The 19,137-nt window shown below is 68.5% G+C and carries 16 protein-coding genes; 8 read left to right on the forward strand and 8 right to left on the reverse strand.

The features are described from left to right. Nucleotides 1–234: 234 nt before the first annotated feature. The 4 genes from AVL62_RS00265 to AVL62_RS00280 all read right to left on the reverse strand — a co-directional run bounded on the left by AVL62_RS00265 (nucleotide 235) and on the right by AVL62_RS00280 (nucleotide 3,350). Nucleotides 235–441 (reverse strand): hypothetical protein, encoded by a 207-nt coding sequence (locus tag AVL62_RS00265; RefSeq protein ID WP_058889697.1) that lies wholly within the window; start codon nucleotides 439–441, stop codon nucleotides 235–237. A 617-nt stretch (nucleotides 442–1,058) separates the two neighbouring features. Further along, nucleotides 1,059–1,628: a hypothetical protein gene (locus tag AVL62_RS17185; protein WP_161937808.1), complete on the reverse strand. Its 570-nt coding sequence runs from the start codon at nucleotides 1,626–1,628 to the stop codon at nucleotides 1,059–1,061. Nucleotides 1,629–2,214: 586 nt separating this feature from the next. Further along, entirely contained in the window at nucleotides 2,215–2,499 is a 285-nt protein-coding gene (locus AVL62_RS17190) for a hypothetical protein (RefSeq protein WP_161937809.1), read from the reverse strand. An 83-nt stretch (nucleotides 2,500–2,582) separates the two neighbouring features. Next, nucleotides 2,583–3,350, reverse strand: a complete 768-nt coding sequence (locus AVL62_RS00280; protein ID WP_058889699.1) for a hypothetical protein — start codon at nucleotides 3,348–3,350, stop codon at nucleotides 2,583–2,585. A 662-nt stretch (nucleotides 3,351–4,012) separates the two neighbouring features. Here AVL62_RS00280 and AVL62_RS00290 point away from each other — a divergent pair. Further along, entirely contained in the window at nucleotides 4,013–4,345 is a 333-nt protein-coding gene (locus AVL62_RS00290) for a histone-like nucleoid-structuring protein Lsr2 (RefSeq protein WP_058889935.1), read from the forward strand. Between the two features lie 287 nt (nucleotides 4,346–4,632). On the opposite strand, the gene AVL62_RS00295 is transcribed toward AVL62_RS00290, so the two are convergent. Both AVL62_RS00295 and AVL62_RS00300 read right to left on the reverse strand, forming a co-directional pair. After that, on the reverse strand, nucleotides 4,633–4,974 hold the full coding sequence (locus tag AVL62_RS00295; RefSeq protein ID WP_201023163.1) for a pyridoxamine 5'-phosphate oxidase family protein: 342 nt from the start codon (nucleotides 4,972–4,974) through the stop codon (nucleotides 4,633–4,635). A gap of 103 nt (nucleotides 4,975–5,077) precedes the next feature. Beyond that, complete coding sequence (locus tag AVL62_RS00300; protein WP_058889701.1) at nucleotides 5,078–6,187, reverse strand: DUF4238 domain-containing protein; 1,110 nt, start codon at nucleotides 6,185–6,187, stop codon at nucleotides 5,078–5,080. A 665-nt stretch (nucleotides 6,188–6,852) separates the two neighbouring features. Here AVL62_RS00300 and AVL62_RS00305 point away from each other — a divergent pair. After that, nucleotides 6,853–7,236, forward strand: coding sequence for a hypothetical protein (locus tag AVL62_RS00305; protein WP_058889702.1), 384 nt, complete (start codon nucleotides 6,853–6,855; stop codon nucleotides 7,234–7,236). Nucleotides 7,237–7,865: 629 nt separating this feature from the next. Here AVL62_RS00305 and AVL62_RS17990 read toward each other — a convergent pair. Together AVL62_RS17990 and AVL62_RS00320 are read right to left on the reverse strand one after the other, a co-directional pair. After that, nucleotides 7,866–8,309 carry a M23 family metallopeptidase gene (locus AVL62_RS17990; RefSeq protein ID WP_201023166.1) on the reverse strand — a complete coding sequence of 148 codons (444 nt, stop codon included), beginning with the start codon at nucleotides 8,307–8,309 and terminating at the stop codon, nucleotides 7,866–7,868. Nucleotides 8,310–8,730: 421 nt separating this feature from the next. Then, nucleotides 8,731–9,105 (reverse strand): hypothetical protein, encoded by a 375-nt coding sequence (locus AVL62_RS00320; protein ID WP_153011583.1) that lies wholly within the window; start codon nucleotides 9,103–9,105, stop codon nucleotides 8,731–8,733. A 344-nt stretch (nucleotides 9,106–9,449) separates the two neighbouring features. On the opposite strand from AVL62_RS00320, the gene AVL62_RS00325 reads away from it, so the two are divergent. From AVL62_RS00325 to mobF, 6 genes are all read left to right on the forward strand, one after another. Next, nucleotides 9,450–10,568: a tyrosine-type recombinase/integrase gene (locus tag AVL62_RS00325; protein WP_058889936.1), complete on the forward strand. Its 1,119-nt coding sequence runs from the start codon at nucleotides 9,450–9,452 to the stop codon at nucleotides 10,566–10,568. Continuing rightward, nucleotides 10,565–10,900, forward strand: coding sequence for a helix-turn-helix domain-containing protein (locus tag AVL62_RS00330; RefSeq protein ID WP_058889706.1), 336 nt, complete (start codon nucleotides 10,565–10,567; stop codon nucleotides 10,898–10,900). Before AVL62_RS00325 ends, AVL62_RS00330 begins: the two co-directional genes overlap by 4 nt. 152 nt (nucleotides 10,901–11,052) lie before the next feature. After that, nucleotides 11,053–12,360: a hypothetical protein gene (locus tag AVL62_RS00335; RefSeq protein ID WP_058889707.1), complete on the forward strand. Its 1,308-nt coding sequence runs from the start codon at nucleotides 11,053–11,055 to the stop codon at nucleotides 12,358–12,360. Nucleotides 12,361–12,427: 67 nt separating this feature from the next. Further along, nucleotides 12,428–12,778 (forward strand): Cd(II)/Pb(II)-sensing metalloregulatory transcriptional regulator CmtR, encoded by a 351-nt coding sequence (gene cmtR / locus AVL62_RS00340; protein WP_029202581.1) that lies wholly within the window; start codon nucleotides 12,428–12,430, stop codon nucleotides 12,776–12,778. Continuing rightward, the gene (locus AVL62_RS00345; protein WP_058889708.1) at nucleotides 12,775–13,371 is read left to right on the forward strand and encodes a cadmium resistance transporter; all 597 of its coding nucleotides are present in this window, start codon (nucleotides 12,775–12,777) and stop codon (nucleotides 13,369–13,371) included. The genes cmtR and AVL62_RS00345 overlap by 4 nt, the downstream gene beginning before the upstream one ends. 188 nt (nucleotides 13,372–13,559) lie before the next feature. Continuing rightward, a complete protein-coding gene (gene mobF, locus AVL62_RS17995; RefSeq protein WP_058889709.1) occupies nucleotides 13,560–19,121 on the forward strand; it encodes a MobF family relaxase in 5,562 nt (1,853 codons plus the stop codon). The last annotated feature ends 16 nt before the right edge of the window (nucleotides 19,122–19,137 follow it).

The raw sequence follows: 19,137 nt of genomic DNA on the forward strand, positions 1-19,137 counted from the left end.
GAGCCCTACGTCAGGGCCCCACCACGCTCAAAGTCGAAGAGCCGGTATGTCCCCACCAGTTTGCCGGCGACCACACCGGCCTTCAGCTGCGTCCCGGCTGGCAGCTCGCGGACAAGGGCCTCGGCCAGAGCCCGCCCCAGGCCCTACCCACAGGGATGGCGGCGAAGTCGGAGATCCAGCAGGCCCTGCCCTCATCGCGGGGTACCGTCCGCAGCACCGCGACACCCCCCTGCGTCAGAACGCGCGACCCACCACGAGCCGCCACCAGACGTTGAGAAGCGCGCGTGCATCCAGGAGACCCTTCACACAGATGAACGGGACCAGGACCGCGAGCCCGAGAAAAGCAGCTTCCCGGCGCAGGAGCGCCACGATGAGCACCACCAGGGCCAGCACGACCGCGGCCGCGCGCATCAGCCCGAACCGCAGCGCGGTCCGAGCCACGACCGGGGGCAACAACGCGCCGCCCCACAGAGTCGCTCACCGGGTACCGCTGGACGTCCACCTGCATCGGCGACCCTCGTCAGTCCGCGGGGCCGGCGGCCGGGTGCTAGCCGCGTTCAGCGAGCACTGGTCCTTGCACGACGTGGGCGAAAGTCCAGATCAGCCTGTGGCTTCCTTCCGCTGCCGTAGGTTTCGGACCCTAATTAGTGAACCAAGAGCCGCACCGAAGGTACACCAGGTGGCGAAACTCCACGCCATGGCTATAACTAGTTCAGGGAAGATGGGTCGCATTGGAATGTTAGATGGGGGAATGACGCTGCCTTGCGTAGCTATTACCCCCCCCACAATTACCAAACCCAATCCAGCCACTAAAGACCACAGGAAAGGTCCCGCTAGCCGCGTACTTGACATACCGACGATGCCGCACAACAAGGCACCCAGAGACAAACCGCCAGCCAGAGCAACCAAAGATGGGCGGCCATCCACGTTCGCCCATTTGTATAGGTACTCAGCCGCCCCTACGGCGACGATGACACTCAGGCCAAGGAAAATCTGCATTCCTGCACCCAGGCCGCGACCGGTTATCTGCTCTTCAGTGTCAGATCGAACGGTGGCGCTCATCCGCACAACCTAACTCGATCGCTACTTCCATATTGGTACAGCCCGCTGAGCGCGTAGTACTCACGTGAATCCCCACATGTGTAGGAGACGTTAAGCCACTTCGTTCCGCCGGGATAGACGTAACCCGAGTCGTCATCTCTTGTGGGGTGATAGGAACAACCGACCCACCTACACTCCTTTAAGGACATAGAAATGTAACTGCGGTTACACGCAGAAGATAAGGTCTTGTAACCACTAGCGGCAACATACTCTGTGTAAGGAGCGGAACTACCGCGCACCATTTTAGGATTTCCCGCCCACTCGGTGACACGACACCCAGACGTAGTGTTCGCTGTGGTCGTGCTGACATTGTCTGTCCCCGTCAGCAGAGAAGTAGTCTGAGTGCCGGTAAAGGTAACATACTCACCGATGTCTTCATTATAGACCTTCTCGGTCACCTCTTCGGTCGAGATTACCGTTTCGATGTTCTCCGTAGTATTGCCCTCCGCGGCCGACACCGCCGGCCCTGCGAGGCCTGACACTGCGAATAGCGGCAGCGCGATCACAACGCCCAATCGCTTGCTCATGGCATCTCCTTTTATTTCGGAAAAATAGCGTACGCACATCACGCTAACATCAGCATGAGCACCTCGCCAGTGCTCGCGTTACACCCCCTGAAAGTGCGCTCACCACGCCCGGTGTCAATCACGCCTTGGCTTGCGTCGACTTCGCCCGCTTAGACGAGTTGCGACTAGCTCGTGTCATGAGACATCGGCTCGCCGTATTAACCCTTATAACCTAGGACTCCGAGGCGGTCACGGACCCCGGCCAAAAGCTGGGCCTGCCGGTCGTTAGCCGCGAGACGGGTCCCCAGGAGACGATGAAGGGCCGTGGCTTCCTCCGGGGTCAGCGTCAACCGGTGGGTGGGCTGTGACCACGACGGCAGGCCCGGGTCGCCCTTGCGGGCACGGCCGGTCCCGGGCCGGGACTGGTGCCATTGCTGGACCACGTCCGGGTCCCACAGGGGGGTGCGGCCCACGACCTCGGTAGGGGCCGGCGCGAAGCCACGGGAGACGTACCCCGACCAGGTGGCCGCAGTGACCCCGATCGAGGCCGCGGCCTCGGACCGGGTGAGCAGCCCGTCGCGGTAGGTCCCCCGGTGCCCGGTCGAGCTCACGCCGGCGTCTGTCCTGGGTCGGCGTCGAGGAGCACCGGCACCAGGTAGCCGGTGCGCAGCACAGTGTGCAGGTTGCGCGCCCAGGTCTCCGGGTCCTCCGTGACGGCCACCGGGCGCAACCCCCCGGCCACCTCGTCGGGCACCAGGACGTGCAGGTCGGTCGGGACCAGCCCCTGGGGATCGTCCAGGACGTAGTGCCCATCCGGTTCGATGACCATCGTGGCGGCCACCTCGTAGTGATCCCCACTTTCGGGGACACGGTGCAGCTGGAGAGTCACCATGGCTGCTCACCTTCCTTTCCCGGGTGAAGACACCCACCCATATACTACAACGTGAGATTGCATTTAGGTATTTCTTGTCATTCTCAGTAATCACCTCGGCCGAGGAGCCGGCCGGTCTCCCGCATCCGCCGCGCCCGCCCCAGCAGCGCGTCCAACCGGTCGTCCTCGATCATCCCACGCAGACCGCCGGCGTCCTCGGAGTCGAGCACCCGGTCCAGCGCGTCGATCTCCGCGCCGCTGAGCCGGCCCCTCTTGTCCGAGTCTGCATCGTCCGTGGTCCGCCAGCTGACGAAATCCGAGTAGTTGCAGTAGTTGCCGGGCTTGGCGAAGGCGTACCCGTGGTCGATCAGGGTGAGCCGGTCACCGGCGACGAGGTAGTTGTTGCGGTGCCGGTCCTGCTGCCCGATCAGGCAGTCGAAGAACCCGGCCGCGCGCCGGTCGGCCTCCTCGAGCTCGCCGATCGGCCGGCCCGGGACCCCGGGGCGCTCCAGCGACAACGACCCCATCTTGCCCTCCACCTCGCGCAGCACGCAGGGCGGCACCAGGGAGCGGTAGGGCTCCCCCAGCCGCTCGGCCAACCGCCAGGCCGCGGCCTCGTGCACCGGCTGCTGCGCCGTCGCCTGCCCGAACCCGTCAGCAATGCTGTCGTTGAGGTCCGCGAACGGCTTGTGGAACGCGACCTGCCCGTTGTGCAGCTGCCACCTGGTCGTCTCGTTCGTCCCGCCCCTGGCCCGCTGCGGGTGCGCCGGCTCACCAGACAGCAGGTGCCGCTCGTCCCGGTCACCACCCTGCCGCTCCAGAGCGGTCTCGATCTGGCCCCCCAGCTCGGGGACGTACCAGCCCTCCTGCATCCCAGACCGCGCCCAGTCACCCCCACCGAGGGCCGGCCCGGCCGCTGCCGCGCCGGGCTGGCGTTCACGGTGCGCACGGCCCGGTTCCCGACGCACACCTCCGACCGGGGCCGGGTGTGCGCGGCCACCACCGGCGGCGACGGCCCGCAGCAGCTCCTCCAGCGCGCCCTGGACCGGGTCCGAGTGTTGGACCGGAAGCGGCTGAACGGGCCGCAGAACCCGCGTGGACGCCCTCTACGGCCCCTTCGCCGGTGGGGTGACCCTCCCCCGGGTGCAACCCTGCGGAAGGCCATGCCCCTTGGCCCACTCCTTCGCCCGAGCCGGCGGCCCCTGCCGCAACCACGCCAGCACCTCGCTGCCGTGGCCCATCTCCCCCGCCGCGGCCACGATCTGCGCCTTCAGCTCCCGGTTACGCCGGCGCCGCTCGTTGTGCTTGACCCGCGCCGTCACACCCTGACACCCCGGACACCGACGACGACCAGCTCGACACATGACCCGGACGGTATGTCCCCCGCTGTAGCGAAGTCACGAACTCGCAGAACCAGGGACCTGGGCACGTGTCCCAAGTATGCTCATTCTCGCTCACCCAGATTGTTTCCGACGCACACCGGAAACTCCGGTGCTTCCAAAGACCAACACCCCCAGAGGAGATGCTTTTCACCATGGCCCAGAACGTGAAAGTGATCCTGGTCGATGACATCGACGGGACCGAGGCACACCAGACCGTCGAGTTCGCCCTGGACGGGGTGTCCTACACCATCGACCTCCACGACCAGCATGCAACCGAGCTTCGGGAGACCTTCATGCACTGGGTCGACCATGCACGCCGCACCGGTGGCCGACGCCAAACCCGCCGACTGTACAGCGGGTCGACCACAAGCCGCGACGATCTAGACCAGATCCGGGCATGGGCGCGCGAGAACGGGTACCAAGTCAGCGACCGCGGCCGCATCGCAAAGTGCATTGTCGACGCCTACGACGCCGCCCACTCCTAGCAACCCTTCTTTCGAACGCACCAGGAATTGCCCATCCGTCTCTTGCCAGTCACGAACTGAAGCTATACGGAGCAATCCCCCCCGTTTGCGGGCGATCAGGTCAAGGCGGCTCTTCCCAATTGAGGGTGTAGTCGTTGCCTGTGCCGCCAACTTACTTAGGCGAGCCAGGGGGGCGGTGCGGTCCAGCGCACTGGTGTGGTGTCTTCCAGGTTCGGGTAGTGGATGGCCATCCCGCGCTGCGGAAGTACGGACCAGAGCTGTAGCGCCCGAGAGTCGGCCTGGCCATTTCAGGAGTCGGTCCAGTCAGACACGTACTTGCAATAGATCGCTCGGGCTCGAGCGGGGTCGTGCGGGTGAAGGATAGCCGGTCCAGTGACTCTCACTTGTCGCACGTCGGTGGGCGGGTCGAACGTGGCGACCATCGCCGCGACCTCGCGCCCCTGGCTGGCGGCCAGGAGGAAAGGGCTCGGTCTCTTCTCGGCGATGGGTGTGTGGAACCAGAAGCGTCCACCGAAGAAGCCGAACCACATCGTGGCCAGCGCCGGACGGCCGCTGGCGGTCACGGTGGACACGCTAGCCGGGCGACGCGGCTCGCGCAGGAAGCCCGCGATGTCGAAGGTCGGATCCATCCGACACAGTCTGGCATTTAGGCCCACGCGCCGATCCGAGTGCAACAAGCACCTCGGCGATACGAGTGAGCATGCCCGTGACTAGGGTGCTCAACATCTACGGCTACTGCGAGCCATGGAAAAGGTATCCGCCGCCAACTTCACCTGTGCTAAGTCGCTGCATAATCTCGTTGGTCATGCGCTCCGCGACCCTCTCGACCTTGGCTACCTCATGTCTCTGCAACGTCTCCATCAGCTGTTGAGCAGTCGGATCGGCGAGAGCAGGCAACCCGAGCTCAGAGCTGCTTTCCTGTGAGGAGAGTTCCTCGTCAGGCCCGCGCGAAACGCTCCAGCCTTGGCTCACCAGCCCGGCGCGCTTAGGTGCTAGTGACAGGCTGTGCGGCCACACGGTCGCTGGATGGCGAAAGACGGTTGAGTGAGCGTCGCGGACCGCCAGCCGGTTGATGATTCGCGGCTGAGTCCGCACCCCGTACTGCGGTTGGATGAATAGGGGCGAGGTGCCTACGAGCAATTGTCTAGGAGCCAGGGGGAGGAAGATGCTGCAACCATGGGGCAAGAGACCTTTCCAGTCCGGTCCCTGATGGGCTATAGCAACGACTGGCGCATCTGCGAGCAAGAGGTCTTCGTCCATGTGGACGACCGCCCACTCGTAGTGCTTCAACCGGCAGGCGGCCTCGTCATACAGCCAGAGCGCTACGCGGAGCAGGCTGGCTTTGGATGGCTCACCGAAGTATTCATCGAAGAGTCGCTCAGCCTGATCACGCAGGTTCAGACGGCGATCCTCGGACACGTCGGCAAGATTGACACCTTTGACGTCGGCCCAACGCGCCAAGATGCTGATGCCCCCCAAGACAGGGGTGACATCTCGTTGCAACGCCTCTGTTTCGGCGGACCGAACCGCCAGTGCCGCGACGTAGCGAGCGATCACCTGCGCCGAGCCAGGAGGAGGCTGCTGGCCCGTAGCGAGGCTCGGGCTCAGGGCGTGGAACGGGTCCTCGATCTCCTGAGCGAGCCAGACCTCGACGTCGTCATGCCAGTCTCCGGCGTCATCCAACACCGAGTAAAAGTGACGCATGACAGAGGCACGCTCCACGGACTGCTCGAAGTCGTGCCCGCCACGTCGACGGCACAAGACCTTGCCCTGGTGAGCGAAACCGCGCAGTAAAGCGCGCGGCACCGTGTGGTGAGCCTTGCGCAACTCACCCCCCGACACAAGCGTCCCTCATCCCGCTGCTGAGGCGCACTCGTGCGGGCGTGCACGGCATCTTCGACATGCAGGGAGAGTGCCACGCCCGACTGACAGCGACAGCCGACGTCGCCCCGACCTAGCACTCCCGCGACTGACACCACCCGCACGAGGTGCACCTGCTCACCCACGAGCGACCTCCGGTACACCGAGTGGCGGTGGTTCTGGGCGACCGCGCCAAGCCCCTCCACCACCCCGGCGGCTGAAGCATTCGTCTCGACCGCGATCCACACCCCTCCGGCCGGCCGCGCTTCTCGCTTCGAGAGCGATTCCTAGCCGTCCTGAGCACACCCACGTCGACGTCCAGGCCGGGAAGGTATGTCCCCCACGAAGCGAAATCACGAACTCGAGGACGGCCCAGCCATACTGGACGTCTATGAGTGACGATTCCGGATCCGACGATGCCCCCACCCAGCAGCCCCAGCGCCGGCCGGCACCAGAGAATCCGCAGGTGCCTCCAGCGCGTCTGGTCAAGGAAAACTCCGGACCCAAAGGAGAAAAGTTCACCAAGCACCACGGAAGCAACACCCGAGACGGCGACTGACCAGGGGACGGCCTACGCCCAGCTGGTTGCCGAAGAGCTGCGCGGATGGCGGGACAGCCGCGACACCAACCTCCAGGCCCTCGCCCGAGTGCAGCAGTCCGCCGCGCTGGCGGTCTCAATCGTGGCCGTGCTCTCCGGGCTGTCCGACCGGCCGGTCGGTGGGCTGTCGCTCTGGCTGTTCATCGTTGCTGCCGGGCTTTTGGTCGGTGGGGCACTGCTCGCCACCATCGGCATGTCGAGAAACCGCACCTGGCTGGTCAAACCCGCAGGCCTCCAAGGCTTCGTCAGGAGGCAGTGGGCCGACGACGAGGTCGCAGCCCGCTACTCCATGATCACCCACCAGGTAGACCAAATGAAGACGCTGGAGAAGGTGTGCAAGTCGTTGTACCTCTGGCGAACCTTGGCGATCTGGTTCCAGTCAGTCGGACTGGTGACGCTCGTCGTCGCCGCAGCCATGCTTTCTGCGTCCTAGTCCTGCTGGCCCTGGCTTCGGCCGCGGAGATACTGCCGCAACCGGTCACGCAGCTCGCGAACCCACACCGCGGCAGCAGCACGGTCCGGCAGGTAGCAGTCGCTGGACCGCAGCAGGTACACCGTGTCCTCGGTGAGCCCGGTCTCGGCCGGGGACCCGCTGGGCGGGCACTGCCCGATGGGCCGGACGGGGTGGTGCCCGGTGGCAGGCACCCTCCGGGCGGGTCGCCGCCACCAGGCGGGAGGTCCTTCAGGAAGTCGTCGTCCCCGGTGATCGCGGCCACGATCCGGGCCGCGGTCGGCCAGTGCTGCTCGTAGTGGAACGGGTCGGCGTTGCGCTGGGTCCGGTGCGCGGCGATGGTCGGGGCCAGGTCCCGGTACCCGGGCACTTCCACCAGCGCGTCGTAGAAGAACCCGGCCGCGGTCGGCGGGTGCATCCGCTGCTCCTCGGTGCCCCAGGAGGACCGCTGCTGGAACAGTCCCCGGGAGTCAGGACCGGCTTCGTCGCCGTAGTCGATGTTGATCAGGCTGGACTCGCCTATCGCGGTCATCACCGCGACCGACAGCTCCCCCTCATCCAAGCCACGGTCCAGCCCGGCCTGCACGATGTGACCGGCGTTGACCCGTTGCTTACCGGAGTACCCCCCCGATCTCTGGGGCATCGTCCCCCGGAGGCCGCCGGGGACGAGACCGTCTGGGTCGGGACCGGCCCGGGTTGGGCCGGCTGCCCCGGGCTACCGGGTCCTCCCCGACCGCCGGGATGCTCATCCCGGCCTCGGTCAACCACACCCGAGGGTCCGTGCTCTGCCCGTCCTGAGGGACCTCGAAGTGCAGGTGGTCCCCGGTCGAGCGGCCGGTGGGCCCTTCGATCCCGACGTGCTCGCCGGCGGCCACCTCCTGCCCCACGTTGACCCCCCGGTCCCGAAGGTGGGCGTACCGGGTGACCAGGCCACCGCCGTGGTCGACCTCGACGTAGTTGCCGTACCCGCCGACCGTGTCCTGGGTGGACTGGGTGACCACCCCGTCCAGGACGGCCGCGACCGGCTGCCCGGGCTGGACGTGCTGGAAGTCGATGCGCCGTGCAGGCTACGCGCCCCGGTGAACGGGTCTGCCCGCCACCCGTACTCGCTGGTGGTGCGGTATCGCCCGGTCATCGGGTGCACGGCGTGCCCCGGCACCACCACCATCACCACCCCGGGTGCGACCCCGGGTCCCGACGGGCTGGCACTGCGGGTTGTCACACCGACGGCCACCGAGCTGCACCGCTGCTGCGACGTCCGGTCCCCACGCGAGAGACATCGCGAGCCGGTGCGCGATGACCACGCGCCCCCGACCGACCCAGACCCGCCCGTGCCCCCGTCCCGCAATGGCCCCAGTCCACCAGGAGCATCCCGAACCGGGCACGGTGGCGATCTGGTCCCGGTAGCGTGCGAGCACCCCCGGGGTCAATGACAGCGTGACGCAGCAGATTCGCCGATACCCGCCCCACAGTGGACTACTCGCCTGCCGCCGGCGGCTCGGACCTTACAGCGTTGTCCCCGGTGTCCGCGTCCCGGCCAGCAGAGCTGGCCTTGCGTGCCATTGTGCGCAGCCGTTGCGCCTGCTTAGTGCTCAGCCCATTTACGCCGCTCCACCTCACCGCTTCGTCCACGCTGAACCCCTCCCCGATCAGCCCGTCCAGCGCCTGGCCCGCCTGCTGCTCGAAGTGCTCCACGGCATCATCCCGCTGGGCCAGGGCTACCGACACGGCGACTCCCAGGTCGGCGCACCGCTTCTCCCGCGCCTTCTCCTCGGCTCGCCGCTTCTCCTGCGCCTGCACCGCGCGACGTCGCGCCGCTGCCCGCACCTGCTGCGCCCTGCTCGCCACCATCACCCATCACGCCCTCTCACCGATCACTTCTGACACTGCTCACACCGTCCACAAGCCCGCGCCCCACTTCAACCGTCCACCTCCCCGTAACCAGCCGGACGCGCGACCCACCTGCAGCGCGCCCGGCACCCCGCCCTTGACCGCGCCCCCCAAACCGGACACACCTCTTGCACTAGCGGTTAAAGCGAGCATTATCGCGTCAGAAGTCACACCGGCCGGGTGGTCTGCGGATTAGTAGAGACTTCGACGTCCCCCCGCGGGCCCGTTGACCAGGGACGCCTAACTAGGTGTAACGTCAGGAGCAACAATATGACTTCTACGGCAACGGCGGATGGGTGGTCCTGATGGTCGACGTGCCGGGCTCGGCAAGACTGCTCCTCGTCGCTGGGATCGCTCATTTGAACGAGGAGAGCGCCGTCTTCGAGGCCATGCTGACCGGGTGGGGACGTCAGCAGCAGTCCCGACTACTCGGGAGCAAGACGGTCTCCGACCGGGCCCGACTGGTGCGCCGGTTCACCGAGTTCGCCGACTCCTACCCGTGGGCGTGGGGACCGGGTGACGTGGAAGACTTCACTGTGTCCCTGGCCAGCGGACCCGGCGCCCGAGCACCCTCCACGATCCGCGGGTACCACCTGGCACTACGGATGTTCTGCGACTACGTCACCGACGCCCGCTACGGATGGCTGAAGGAGTGCCGCGACCGGTTCGGCGCCGTGCCCTCCCAGGTGTGCCACGAGTGGAACACGGTGGCACACCTGAACGAGTACGAGGGCCGCCCGGCGCGACGACCGTTGACGTACTCCGAGTTGCAGGATCTCTTCGACCACCTTGACGCCCAGGTCGAACGGACCGCGTCCTCGGGCCGTAAGGGCACACTGAGCGCTTTGCGGGACGCGCAGGTCTTCAAGACGGCCTACGCGTTCGGGCTGCGTCGCAACGAGCTGTGCCGCCTGGACGTGGCCGACCTGCGACCCAACCCGCACGTGCCCCGGTGGGGCACCTACGGCTCGGTCCACGTCCGGTATGGCAAGGCCGTCCGCGGCGGTGTCCCGCGCCGCCGCACAGTCCTGGCAGTACCGGAGTTCGACTGGGCCATCGAGGGCATGCGCCAGTGGGTGGAGCAGGCACGGCCGTTGTTCAAGGCACCCGGCCAACCCGCCCTGTGGGTGACCGAGCGGCTCTCCCGAGTCTCGCTGCGCCACCTCGACGCCCGCTTCGCCGACGTGCGCGAGCAGGTAGGCCTGGATCCGGCGCTGTCGCTTCACTGCCTGCGCCACTCCTATGTGACCCACCTGATCGAGTTCGGCTACCCCGAACGGTTCGTCCAGGAACAGGTCGGGCACGCCTACGCCTCGACCACCGCGATCTACGCCTCGGTCAGCAACGACTTCAAGGACAAGACGCTCAAGTCCGCACTGGCCCGCGTCTACGCACAACGCACCGATCAGGAGGACCCGTCATGACCGTCCGCACCGCCATGGGATGGCACCTGCGCCAGGTGATGGCTACCCACGGCATGTACCAGACCTCCGACCTGGTCCCGCTGCTGGCCGAACGCGGCGTGCACCTCTCCCGAGAGCACGTGTACCGGCTGGTGGCCCGGACCCCGCAACGGCTGAACATGGAGGTCCTGGCCGCCCTGTGCGACATCCTGGATTGCGAACCCAACGACCTGCTGGTCCCCACCGTCGTCGAGGACCAGACCGCAAAGACAGGAACCGGGGACAGTGGCCCAGGGATCGGTGAGCTGCGCCCGATCCGGGCCCGGGTCCGCCGCCCGCCCGAGGACCGATGAGCCCACGGGCGCGGCTGCCGCGCCAGAACTGCGCACACTGCGGCCGCCATGAACGCTGCACCCGGATTGTCCTGGAGGAGGCGGTCTGCCAGCGTTGCACCCTGCGCTTCGCCCGGACCGCCCAACCCTGCCCAGGTTGCGCGAACATCAGGGTGCTGGCCTTCTACGACGCCGACCGTCGGCCGGCGTGCGCGGCCTGCACCGGCAACGAGGCCGTCTACGCCTGCACCGCCTGCGGGCGGGAGGACTCCCCGTGGGGCCGGCTGTGCGGGCACTGCGCACTGAAGGAGAAGACCACCGCGCTGCTGTCCGGCCCCGACGGCGGCATCCACCCGCGACTGCGGCCGGTGTACGACGCGCTGATCGGCGGGCCACGACCACAGACCACCTTGCATTGGTTCACCCGCTCCACCGGCCCGGCCACCCTGGGCGCGATGGCCCGCGGCGAGCTCGACATCTCCCACGCGACCTTCGAGGCCATGCCCGCGAGCAGGACGAACAGCTACCTGCGCGACCTGCTCACCGCCCTGGGGGTCCTGCCGCCCTTCCACGCCGAGCTCGAGCGGGTCAGCCCGTGGCTGGAGGAGCTGCTGGGCACCCTGCCGGCCGGGCAGTCCGAGGTACTGGCCCGGTTCGCCCGCTGGCAGGTGCTGAGCAGGCTGCGCCGCCAGGAGCAGCACGGGACCCTCACCCACGGCGCGATCTCCGCAGCCCGAGCGACCATCGTCGTCACCGCCCGCTTCATGAACTGGCTCACCGAGCACGGCACGGACCTCGCCGACATCGAACAGGGTGACCTGGACCGGTTCGCCGAGGAGCACCGCGCCCGCGCCCTCGCGCTGCGACCGTTCCTGGCCTGGTGTGCCCGCACCGGCCTCGGAGGGGATCTGTCCGCGGCCACCCGCCCCACCACGCAGCCCGCCGTCACCCTCTCCGACGAGGACAGGTGGTCGCACGTCCAGCTGCTCCTGCACGACGACACGATCCGCCTCTACGCCCGCGTCGCCGGTCTCTTCGTCCTGCTCTACGCCCAACCCCTGGCCCGGGTTTGTCGCATGCGCGCCGACCAGATCACCGTTGACGCCGTCGGCGTCACCACGGCCACGTTCGACACCTTCCCCGTCGAGCTGCCGGGCCCGCTCGACCGCCTCGTCCGCACCCACCTGACCCGTCGCGGGCAGGCCTCCTACGTCAGCCGTCCCGACACCTGGCTCTTCCCCGGCGGCATCCCGGGCAAGCACCTGGCGACGGAGAACGTCCGCGCCCAGCTCGTCGAACGCGGCATCCAGCCCATGGCCGCCCGCAACGCCGCCATGTTCCAGCTTGCTGCGAGCATGCCCACCCCGATCCTGGCAGAGGTGCTCGGCCTGGCCCCCAACACCGCCACCCGGTGGGCCGCCCTGGCCTCACGAGACTGGAGCGCCTACACCGCCCAACGCGACACCCACCTCCGACGCTGAAGCTGATGACTTCCCGTTGCACCCCCGACCTCACGGACGGTTCAGCACAAACTGTATAGTTCAGCCCGTGCTGACTACTTCCTCCAGGCTGGACGCGATGCATCGGATCGGCCGGGCCCTGGCAGATCCGACGCGGGCTCGGATCCTGCTGTCGCTGCTCGAACGGCCTGCCTATCCCGCTGGACTTGCCGAGGACCTCGGCCTGACGCGGCCCAACGTGTCCAACCACCTGACCTGTCTGCGCGACTGCGGCATCGTCGTGGCCGAACCGCAGGGACGACAGACCCTCTACGCGATCGCCGACCCGCACCTCACCAACGCGCTGCTCGCGCTGGTCGAGGTGACCCTCGCCGTGAACGAGGACGCCCCGTGCCTGGATCCGCAGTGCCCCGTCGCCGGCTGCGAGGTCAGCCGGTGATCCTCACCACGGTCCTGCAGGCGATCGGGCTGTTCATGGCCACCAACATCGATGACATCATCATTCTTTCTCTGTTCTTCGCCCGAGGCGCCGGCCAACGAGGCACCACCACCCGGATCGCGCTGGGGCAGTACCTGGGGTTCGTCGGGATCCTCGGTGCTGCGCTGCTGGTCGCCTGGGGGGCCGGACTGGTCCTGCCGTCCGGCGCCATTCCCTACTTCGGGCTCATCCCCCTGGCGCTCGGTATCTGGGCGGCGTGGCAGGCATGGCGAGGCGACGGTGACGACGACGACGAGAAGGTCGAGGGCAAGAAGGTCGGCATCCTGACTGTCGCCGCGGTCACCTTCGCCAACGGCGGAGACAACATCGGCGTCTACGTCCCGGTGTTCCTGAACGTCAGCACGGCAACCGTGGTCATCTTCTGCGTCGTGTTCCTGCTGCTCGTCGGCGTGCTGGTCCTTCTCGCCAGGTATGTCGCCACCCGCAGGCCTATCGCCGAGGTGCTCGAGCGATGGGAACACGTGCTCTTCCCGATCGTCCTGATCGGCCTCGGCATAGCCATCCTCGTCAGCGGCGGCGCATTCGGACTCTGACAAACCGGGACCCTACGAAGCGCCGAACGACGGAGCGTGACGCCTCCCATTCCGGGCGCCTGACCTGCGGGGCGTCGCCTGCTTCGGGCCAGCTATAAGGACTGGTTCGAAAGGGCTGTCCACCAGTACTTGACGCGTCATGTTGCTGAACGCCGGTCGCGAGTCGTCGGCTTGTTCTCGGTGTGGCGATGACCCTTCACAAGCTGACCGCGGGGTCCGGGTATGACTACCTGACCCGGCAGGTCGCACGCCAGGACGCCACCGAGGTCGGCCACGCCGGGCTGGCCAGCTACTACACCGAACGAGGCGAGACCCCCGGGGCGTGGATGGGGTCGGGGATGACCGGAATCATCGGCCTGGAAGCCGGCGACACGGTCACGGCCAAGCACATGCAGAACCTGTTCGGCTACGGCATCCAACCCCTTGGCGAGGACGCGGCGACCCTGGCCCGCAGGGGCTCCCCCCACGTGGATGAGACCGACCTGGACCGGGTCATGCTGATGGGCCGCGCCTACCCGGTCATCGAGGGAGACCTGGGCGAGCTGCGTAAGAAGGTCGCCGGCCGGCTGGACAAGATCAACCGGGCCAAGGGGCTGCCGTCAGGGACCGCAGTCGACCTCGACACCCGCGCCAAGGTGCGCACCGAAGTAGCCACCGAGATGTTCCGGGACACCCACGGCCGGGACCCGTTGAACGAGCGTGAGCTGGCCGGTCTGATCGCCCGGGCGTCCCGCCCGTCGAGCACCGCGGTCACCGGGTATGACCTCGCGTTCTCCCCCGTCAAGAGCGTGTCCGCGCTGTGGGCGGTCGCCGACCAGGGCACCGCCGCGAAGATCGAGGTCGCCCACCAGGCCGCTGTGACTGATGCCTTGGCGTTCATCGAGAAGCACGCCCTCTTCACCCGCACCGGTACCGGCGGCGCCCGCCAGGTCGACGTCACCGGCCTGGTCGCGACAGCGTTCACGCACCGTGACTCACGGGCAGGGGACCCGGACCTGCACACCCACGTCGCGGTCGCGAACAAGGTCCAGACCCTCGACGGGAAGTGGCTCTCGATCGACGGTCGTGTCCTGTTCAAGGCGACCGTCACCGCGTCCGAGACCTACAACACCGCCCTGGAGCAGCACCTCGGCACGCTGGGCTTGCGGTTCGAGGACCGGCCCAGCGGGGACGCCCGGGCACGACCGGTCCGGGAGGTGGTCGGTGTGCCGGCCGAGCTCAACGAACGGTGGTCCTCGCGGCGTGCCGATATTGAGGCCCGCCGCGGCGTCCTGGCCCGAGAGTTCCAGGCCCGGCACTGGCGGCCACCGACCGCGGTCGAGGCGGTCAAGCTCGCTCAGCAGGCCACTCTGCAGACCCGTCAGGACAAGCACGCCCCCCGGACCCTGGCCGAGCAACGCACCCAGTGGGCCGTCCAGGCACGCCATGTCCTGGGCAGCCAGGAAGAGGTCGACCAGATGGTCGCCAACGTGCTCGCCCAAGGCCCCCGGCGGAGTTGGGTGCACCCGGGTGAGGGCTGGGTGGACCGTTACGCGGGCCATATGATCGATACGATCGCGGAGCGGCGTGGCACCTGGCAGGTGTGGCATGTGCGGGCCGAGGCGCAGCGGCTGGCCCGGTCGGTGGACGTGCCGCTGGAGCACGCGCCCGGACTGGTCGACGAGCTGGTCCACCGTGCTCTGGCGACGCACAGCATCGCCCTGGCCAAGCCGCGCGACGAGGCCGCGGTCGAGCCTGAGGTGCTGCGCCGGCGGGACGGGTCCAGCGTCTACACGGTCGCCGGGTCGCAGTTGTTCACCTCCTCGGCGATCCTGCAGGCCGAGCAGTTCCTGCTCGAGGCGGCCGGGCGCACCGGCGGCCGCGTAGCCCCCGAGACCTGCGTCGGCGTGGCTCTGCTGGAGCTGGAGGCCAACGGGGTACGGCTCAACCCCGGGCAGGCATCGTTGGTGCGGCGGATGGCGACCTCCGGGTCGCGGGTCCAGCTGGCGATCGCGCCAGCCGGCGCCGGGAAGACGACCGCGATGGCGGCGCTGACCCGGGCCTGGGAGGCCTCCGGTGGCACCGTCGTCGGGCTGGCCCCGTCCGCCGCGGCCGCCGGGCAGCTGCGGTCCCAGATCGAGGCACCCACCGACACGGCCGCGGCCCTCACCCACCACCTGGACGGAGGCCAGAGCAGCAACGGTTGGGCCCTGGCCGCGCAGATCAACCGAGGCACGTTGGTCCTCATCGACGAGGCCGGCATGTCGGACACCCTGTCGCTGCGCACGGCGGTCGAGTACGCACTTGACCGGGGCGCCAGCGTGCGCCTGGTGGGGGACGACCAGCAGCTCGCGGCGATCGGCGCCGGCGGGGTGCTCCGCGACATCGAGGCCACCCACGGCAGCGTCCGGTTGACCGAGCTGATGCGGTTCACCGACCGCGCCGAAGGCGCCGCGTCGCTGGCCCTGCGGCAGGGGGACACCGCCGCGCTGGGGTTCTACCTGGACCAGCAGAGGGTGCACGTCGGAGACACCGGCACGATGGCCGACCAGGTCTTCGCCGCGTGGAAGGCCGACACCACCGCCGGTCGTGACTCCATCATGCTCGCCCCCACCCGCGAGCTCGCCAGCCACCTCAACCATCGGGCCCGCGCCGACAGGTTGGTCGCCGGCGGTGAGGTCCCGGTACGTACGCGCACCCTGGCCGACGGGAACCAGGCCAGCCCGGGCGACCTCATCATCACCCGCAGCAACAACCGTTCCCTGCGTACGAGCGCGACCGACTTCGTCAAGAACGGTGACCGGTGGCACATCATCCGCCTCACGCGGGGCGGCGACCTGGTCGTGCGACACCGGGAGACACGCCGACGCATCGTCCTACCCGCCTCCTACGTGCAGACCCACACCGAGCTGGGGTACGCCTCCACGGTGCACACCGCCCAGGGGCTGTCGGTGGACACCATGCACGGGCTCATCGGCGGGGGCGAGTCGCGGCAGCAGTTCTACACGATGATGACCCGCGGGAGAGGAGCGAACCACGCCTACCTCGAGGTCGTCGGCGACGGCGACCCGCACACCCTGATCCAGCCGCGCAACACGATCCCCCCGACCGCCACGGACATCCTCGAGAGAATCCTGGCCCGCGACGACGCACCCCGGTCCGTCCACACCATGGTCCGGGACGACGCAGCGGCCACGACCGGGTTGGGGCATGCCGCGACCCGGTACGTCGACGCGCTCACCTTCGCCGCCGAACAGCGCCTCGGCTCTGCCGGTGTGCACCGGCTGGAGCGCGCGGCCGACCTGGTCCCGGGTCTGACCCAGTCCCCCGCCTGGCCCACCCTGCGCGCCCACCTGATCCTGCTGTCCGCTCACGACGTCGACCCGGTCGCGGCCCTGCGGCAAGCGGCCGTGACGCGCGAGCTGGACACCGCCGCCGACCCCGCCGCCGTCCTCGGGTGGCGCCTGGACGACAGCGGGCTACGCAACGCCGGCCCCGGTCCGCTGCCCTGGCTCCCCGGCATCCCGGCCTCGTTGGCGGCGGACCCGACCTGGTCGGACTATCTGATCCAACGGGCGGACCTGGTTTGTGCCCTCGCCCAGCAGGTCAGTCAGGAGTCACGCGACGCCGACACCCCGTCCTGGGCGCGCCAGGGCACGCAACGCCCCGAACCAGACTTGCTGGCCCGGGTACAGGTCTGGCGCGCCGCGAACCAGGTGCAGGACACCGACCTTCGGCCCACCGGTCCACGGCAGATCGCCAAGGCGCACGCGCTGCACCAGCAGGACCTGGACACCTGCCTGCGCATGGGTCGGCACCCGGCGATGGCCGAGTTCGGGCCCCTGATCACCGCAGCGTCCCCGACCGCACGCCAGGATCGGTTCGCCCCGGTCCTGGCCGAGAGACTGGCCGGCCTGTCCCGGGCCGGACTCGACGCGCCAGCCACCGTCCAGGCGGCGCTCAGGGACGGACCGCTGCCGGACGACCACGCCTGCGCGGCCCTGTGGTGGCGGATCAACCGGACCCTGTCCCCCGCGGTGGCCACCGAGATGGACACCCAGCACGCGCTGGCCACGGACTGGCAGCACCTACTGGTCGACCACGTCGGCACCGCCCGGGCCACCGCCATGCAGGACAGCCCCTGGTGGCCGGCGCTGGTCACCACCATCGAGCAGGCCACGGCCCGAGGATGGCCGGTCACCGAGCTGCTCCACCAGGCCGCCGCGGACGGTGCCCGCGTCGACGACGCACAAGCGATGACCTGGCGAGTCTCGCTGCTGACCTCCACTCCCCCACCCGAGGACGACCACCACACCCCGCAGGAGGACCAGCCCCCCATGGACCTCTACGACCACCACGACCGCGACCAGGCACCACCGGAGCACGCCCCCACCGACAGCGAGCTCCGGGACCACCTGGCTCAGGCTGCCCTGCCCGACGACGACCTGGAGCCGGCACCTGACCCCACCCCGCCGCCCGGGCACCTTGACGAGGAGTCACCAGCAGTGGCGTTGGCCCTGCTGGCACGGATCCGCGACCTCGGGCCCGACCCGCTCGAGTACAGCGAGAGGGAACTGGCACACCAGTGGGACCGGGCCCAGGAACAGCAGGAGTCCCCGGTGCCGGTGGACCGGTTGGCCACGGTCAACGAGATGGCACTGGACTACTACGAGTCCCGGCTCGTCGACGAGCACGGTTGGGCCCGGGACTACCTCGCCGACCGGTTCGGGCACGACATCGCCGGACACCCGCACATCCGCCCCGGCTACGCCCCCGCCGGGTGGACCCACCTGGTGGACCACCTGCGCGGCCGCGGCGTCACCGACCTCGAGCTGGAGACCAGCGGGCTGGCCTCCCGGACCCGCTCCGGCGACCTCATCGACAGGTTCCGAGACCGTGCCGTCATGCCCGTCATGGACCAGGACCAGGTCCTCGGGTTCATCGGTCGCCGCAACCCCGCCCGCACCGACGAGGAGAAGGCCGGTCCAAAGTACCTCAACACCCCTACGACGCCCCTGTTCCGCAAGGGCGACCGGCTCTACGGCACCCACCAGGCCCTGCTGAACGCCGGCGCCATCCCGGTCCTGGTCGAAGGGCTCATGGACGCCCACGCCGTCACCCTCGCCACCCACGGGACCTGCGTCGGCGTCACCCCATTGGGCACCGCCATGACGGAGGCCCAGGCACGACAGCTCGCCGAGTACTCGGACCGCCCGCTCGTGGCCACGGACGGCGACCTCGCCGGCCAGATAGCTGCCCACCGCGACTACTGGCTCCTGGCCCAGCACGGGGCCACCCCGCAGCTGGTCACCTTCCCCGACGGGTCCGACCCCGCCAGCATCCTCGAGCGGCGCGGCCCGGGCGCCCTCGCGGCCGCGCTGCGAGACAACCACAGCCCCCTCAGCAACGCCCTCCTAGACGAACGCCTCACCCACCTCACCGGACCACAAGCACTCGACGAGGCCGCCAGCGTCCTGGCCACCACCCCATCAGACCATTGGGACCCCGGTGTAACAAGAATTGCCGCCGTCACCGGCACCGACACGGGCACCGTGCGGGGCGTGCTCGTCTCCCGTATGCGCGCTTGGAACAAGAACCCACGCCACACTGCCGGTGAGCAGATCGGGAGGCTGCGTCAGGTGCGGGAACGCAACGCAGAAAAACGGTCCCTGACCACCTCGGTACTTGCGCCTGCCCCGCTCATCCCGACCACCCACCGCGAAAGAGTCATCGTAAGCCCGCAATGTGGCGGTCCTGCACGCCGTCGATAACGTTCGTACCCTCTTG

This window comes from Serinicoccus chungangensis (assembly GCF_001483745.1).
GTDB lineage: Bacteria > Actinomycetota > Actinomycetes > Actinomycetales > Dermatophilaceae > Ornithinicoccus > Ornithinicoccus chungangensis_A.

Bases quoted from the DNA above. Each gene is read 5' to 3' on its own strand.
- AVL62_RS00290 (WP_058889935.1), top strand. From the start codon at position 4,013: ATGGCCCAGAACGTGAAAGTGATCCTGGTCGATGACATCGACGGGACC.
- AVL62_RS00295 (WP_201023163.1), bottom strand. From the start codon at position 4,974: ATGGATCCGACCTTCGACATCGCGGGCTTCCTGCGCGAGCCGCGTCGC.
- AVL62_RS17190 (WP_161937809.1), bottom strand. From the start codon at position 2,499: ATGGTGACTCTCCAGCTGCACCGTGTCCCCGAAAGTGGGGATCACTAC.
- AVL62_RS00320 (WP_153011583.1), bottom strand. From the start codon at position 9,105: ATGGTGGCGAGCAGGGCGCAGCAGGTGCGGGCAGCGGCGCGACGTCGC.
- AVL62_RS00330 (WP_058889706.1), top strand. From the start codon at position 10,565: ATGACCGTCCGCACCGCCATGGGATGGCACCTGCGCCAGGTGATGGCT.
- AVL62_RS17185 (WP_161937808.1), bottom strand. From the start codon at position 1,628: ATGAGCAAGCGATTGGGCGTTGTGATCGCGCTGCCGCTATTCGCAGTG.
- AVL62_RS00325 (WP_058889936.1), top strand. From the start codon at position 9,450: ATGGTCGACGTGCCGGGCTCGGCAAGACTGCTCCTCGTCGCTGGGATC.
- AVL62_RS00280 (WP_058889699.1), bottom strand. From the start codon at position 3,350: ATGCAGGAGGGCTGGTACGTCCCCGAGCTGGGGGGCCAGATCGAGACC.
- mobF (WP_058889709.1), top strand. From the start codon at position 13,560: ATGACCCTTCACAAGCTGACCGCGGGGTCCGGGTATGACTACCTGACC.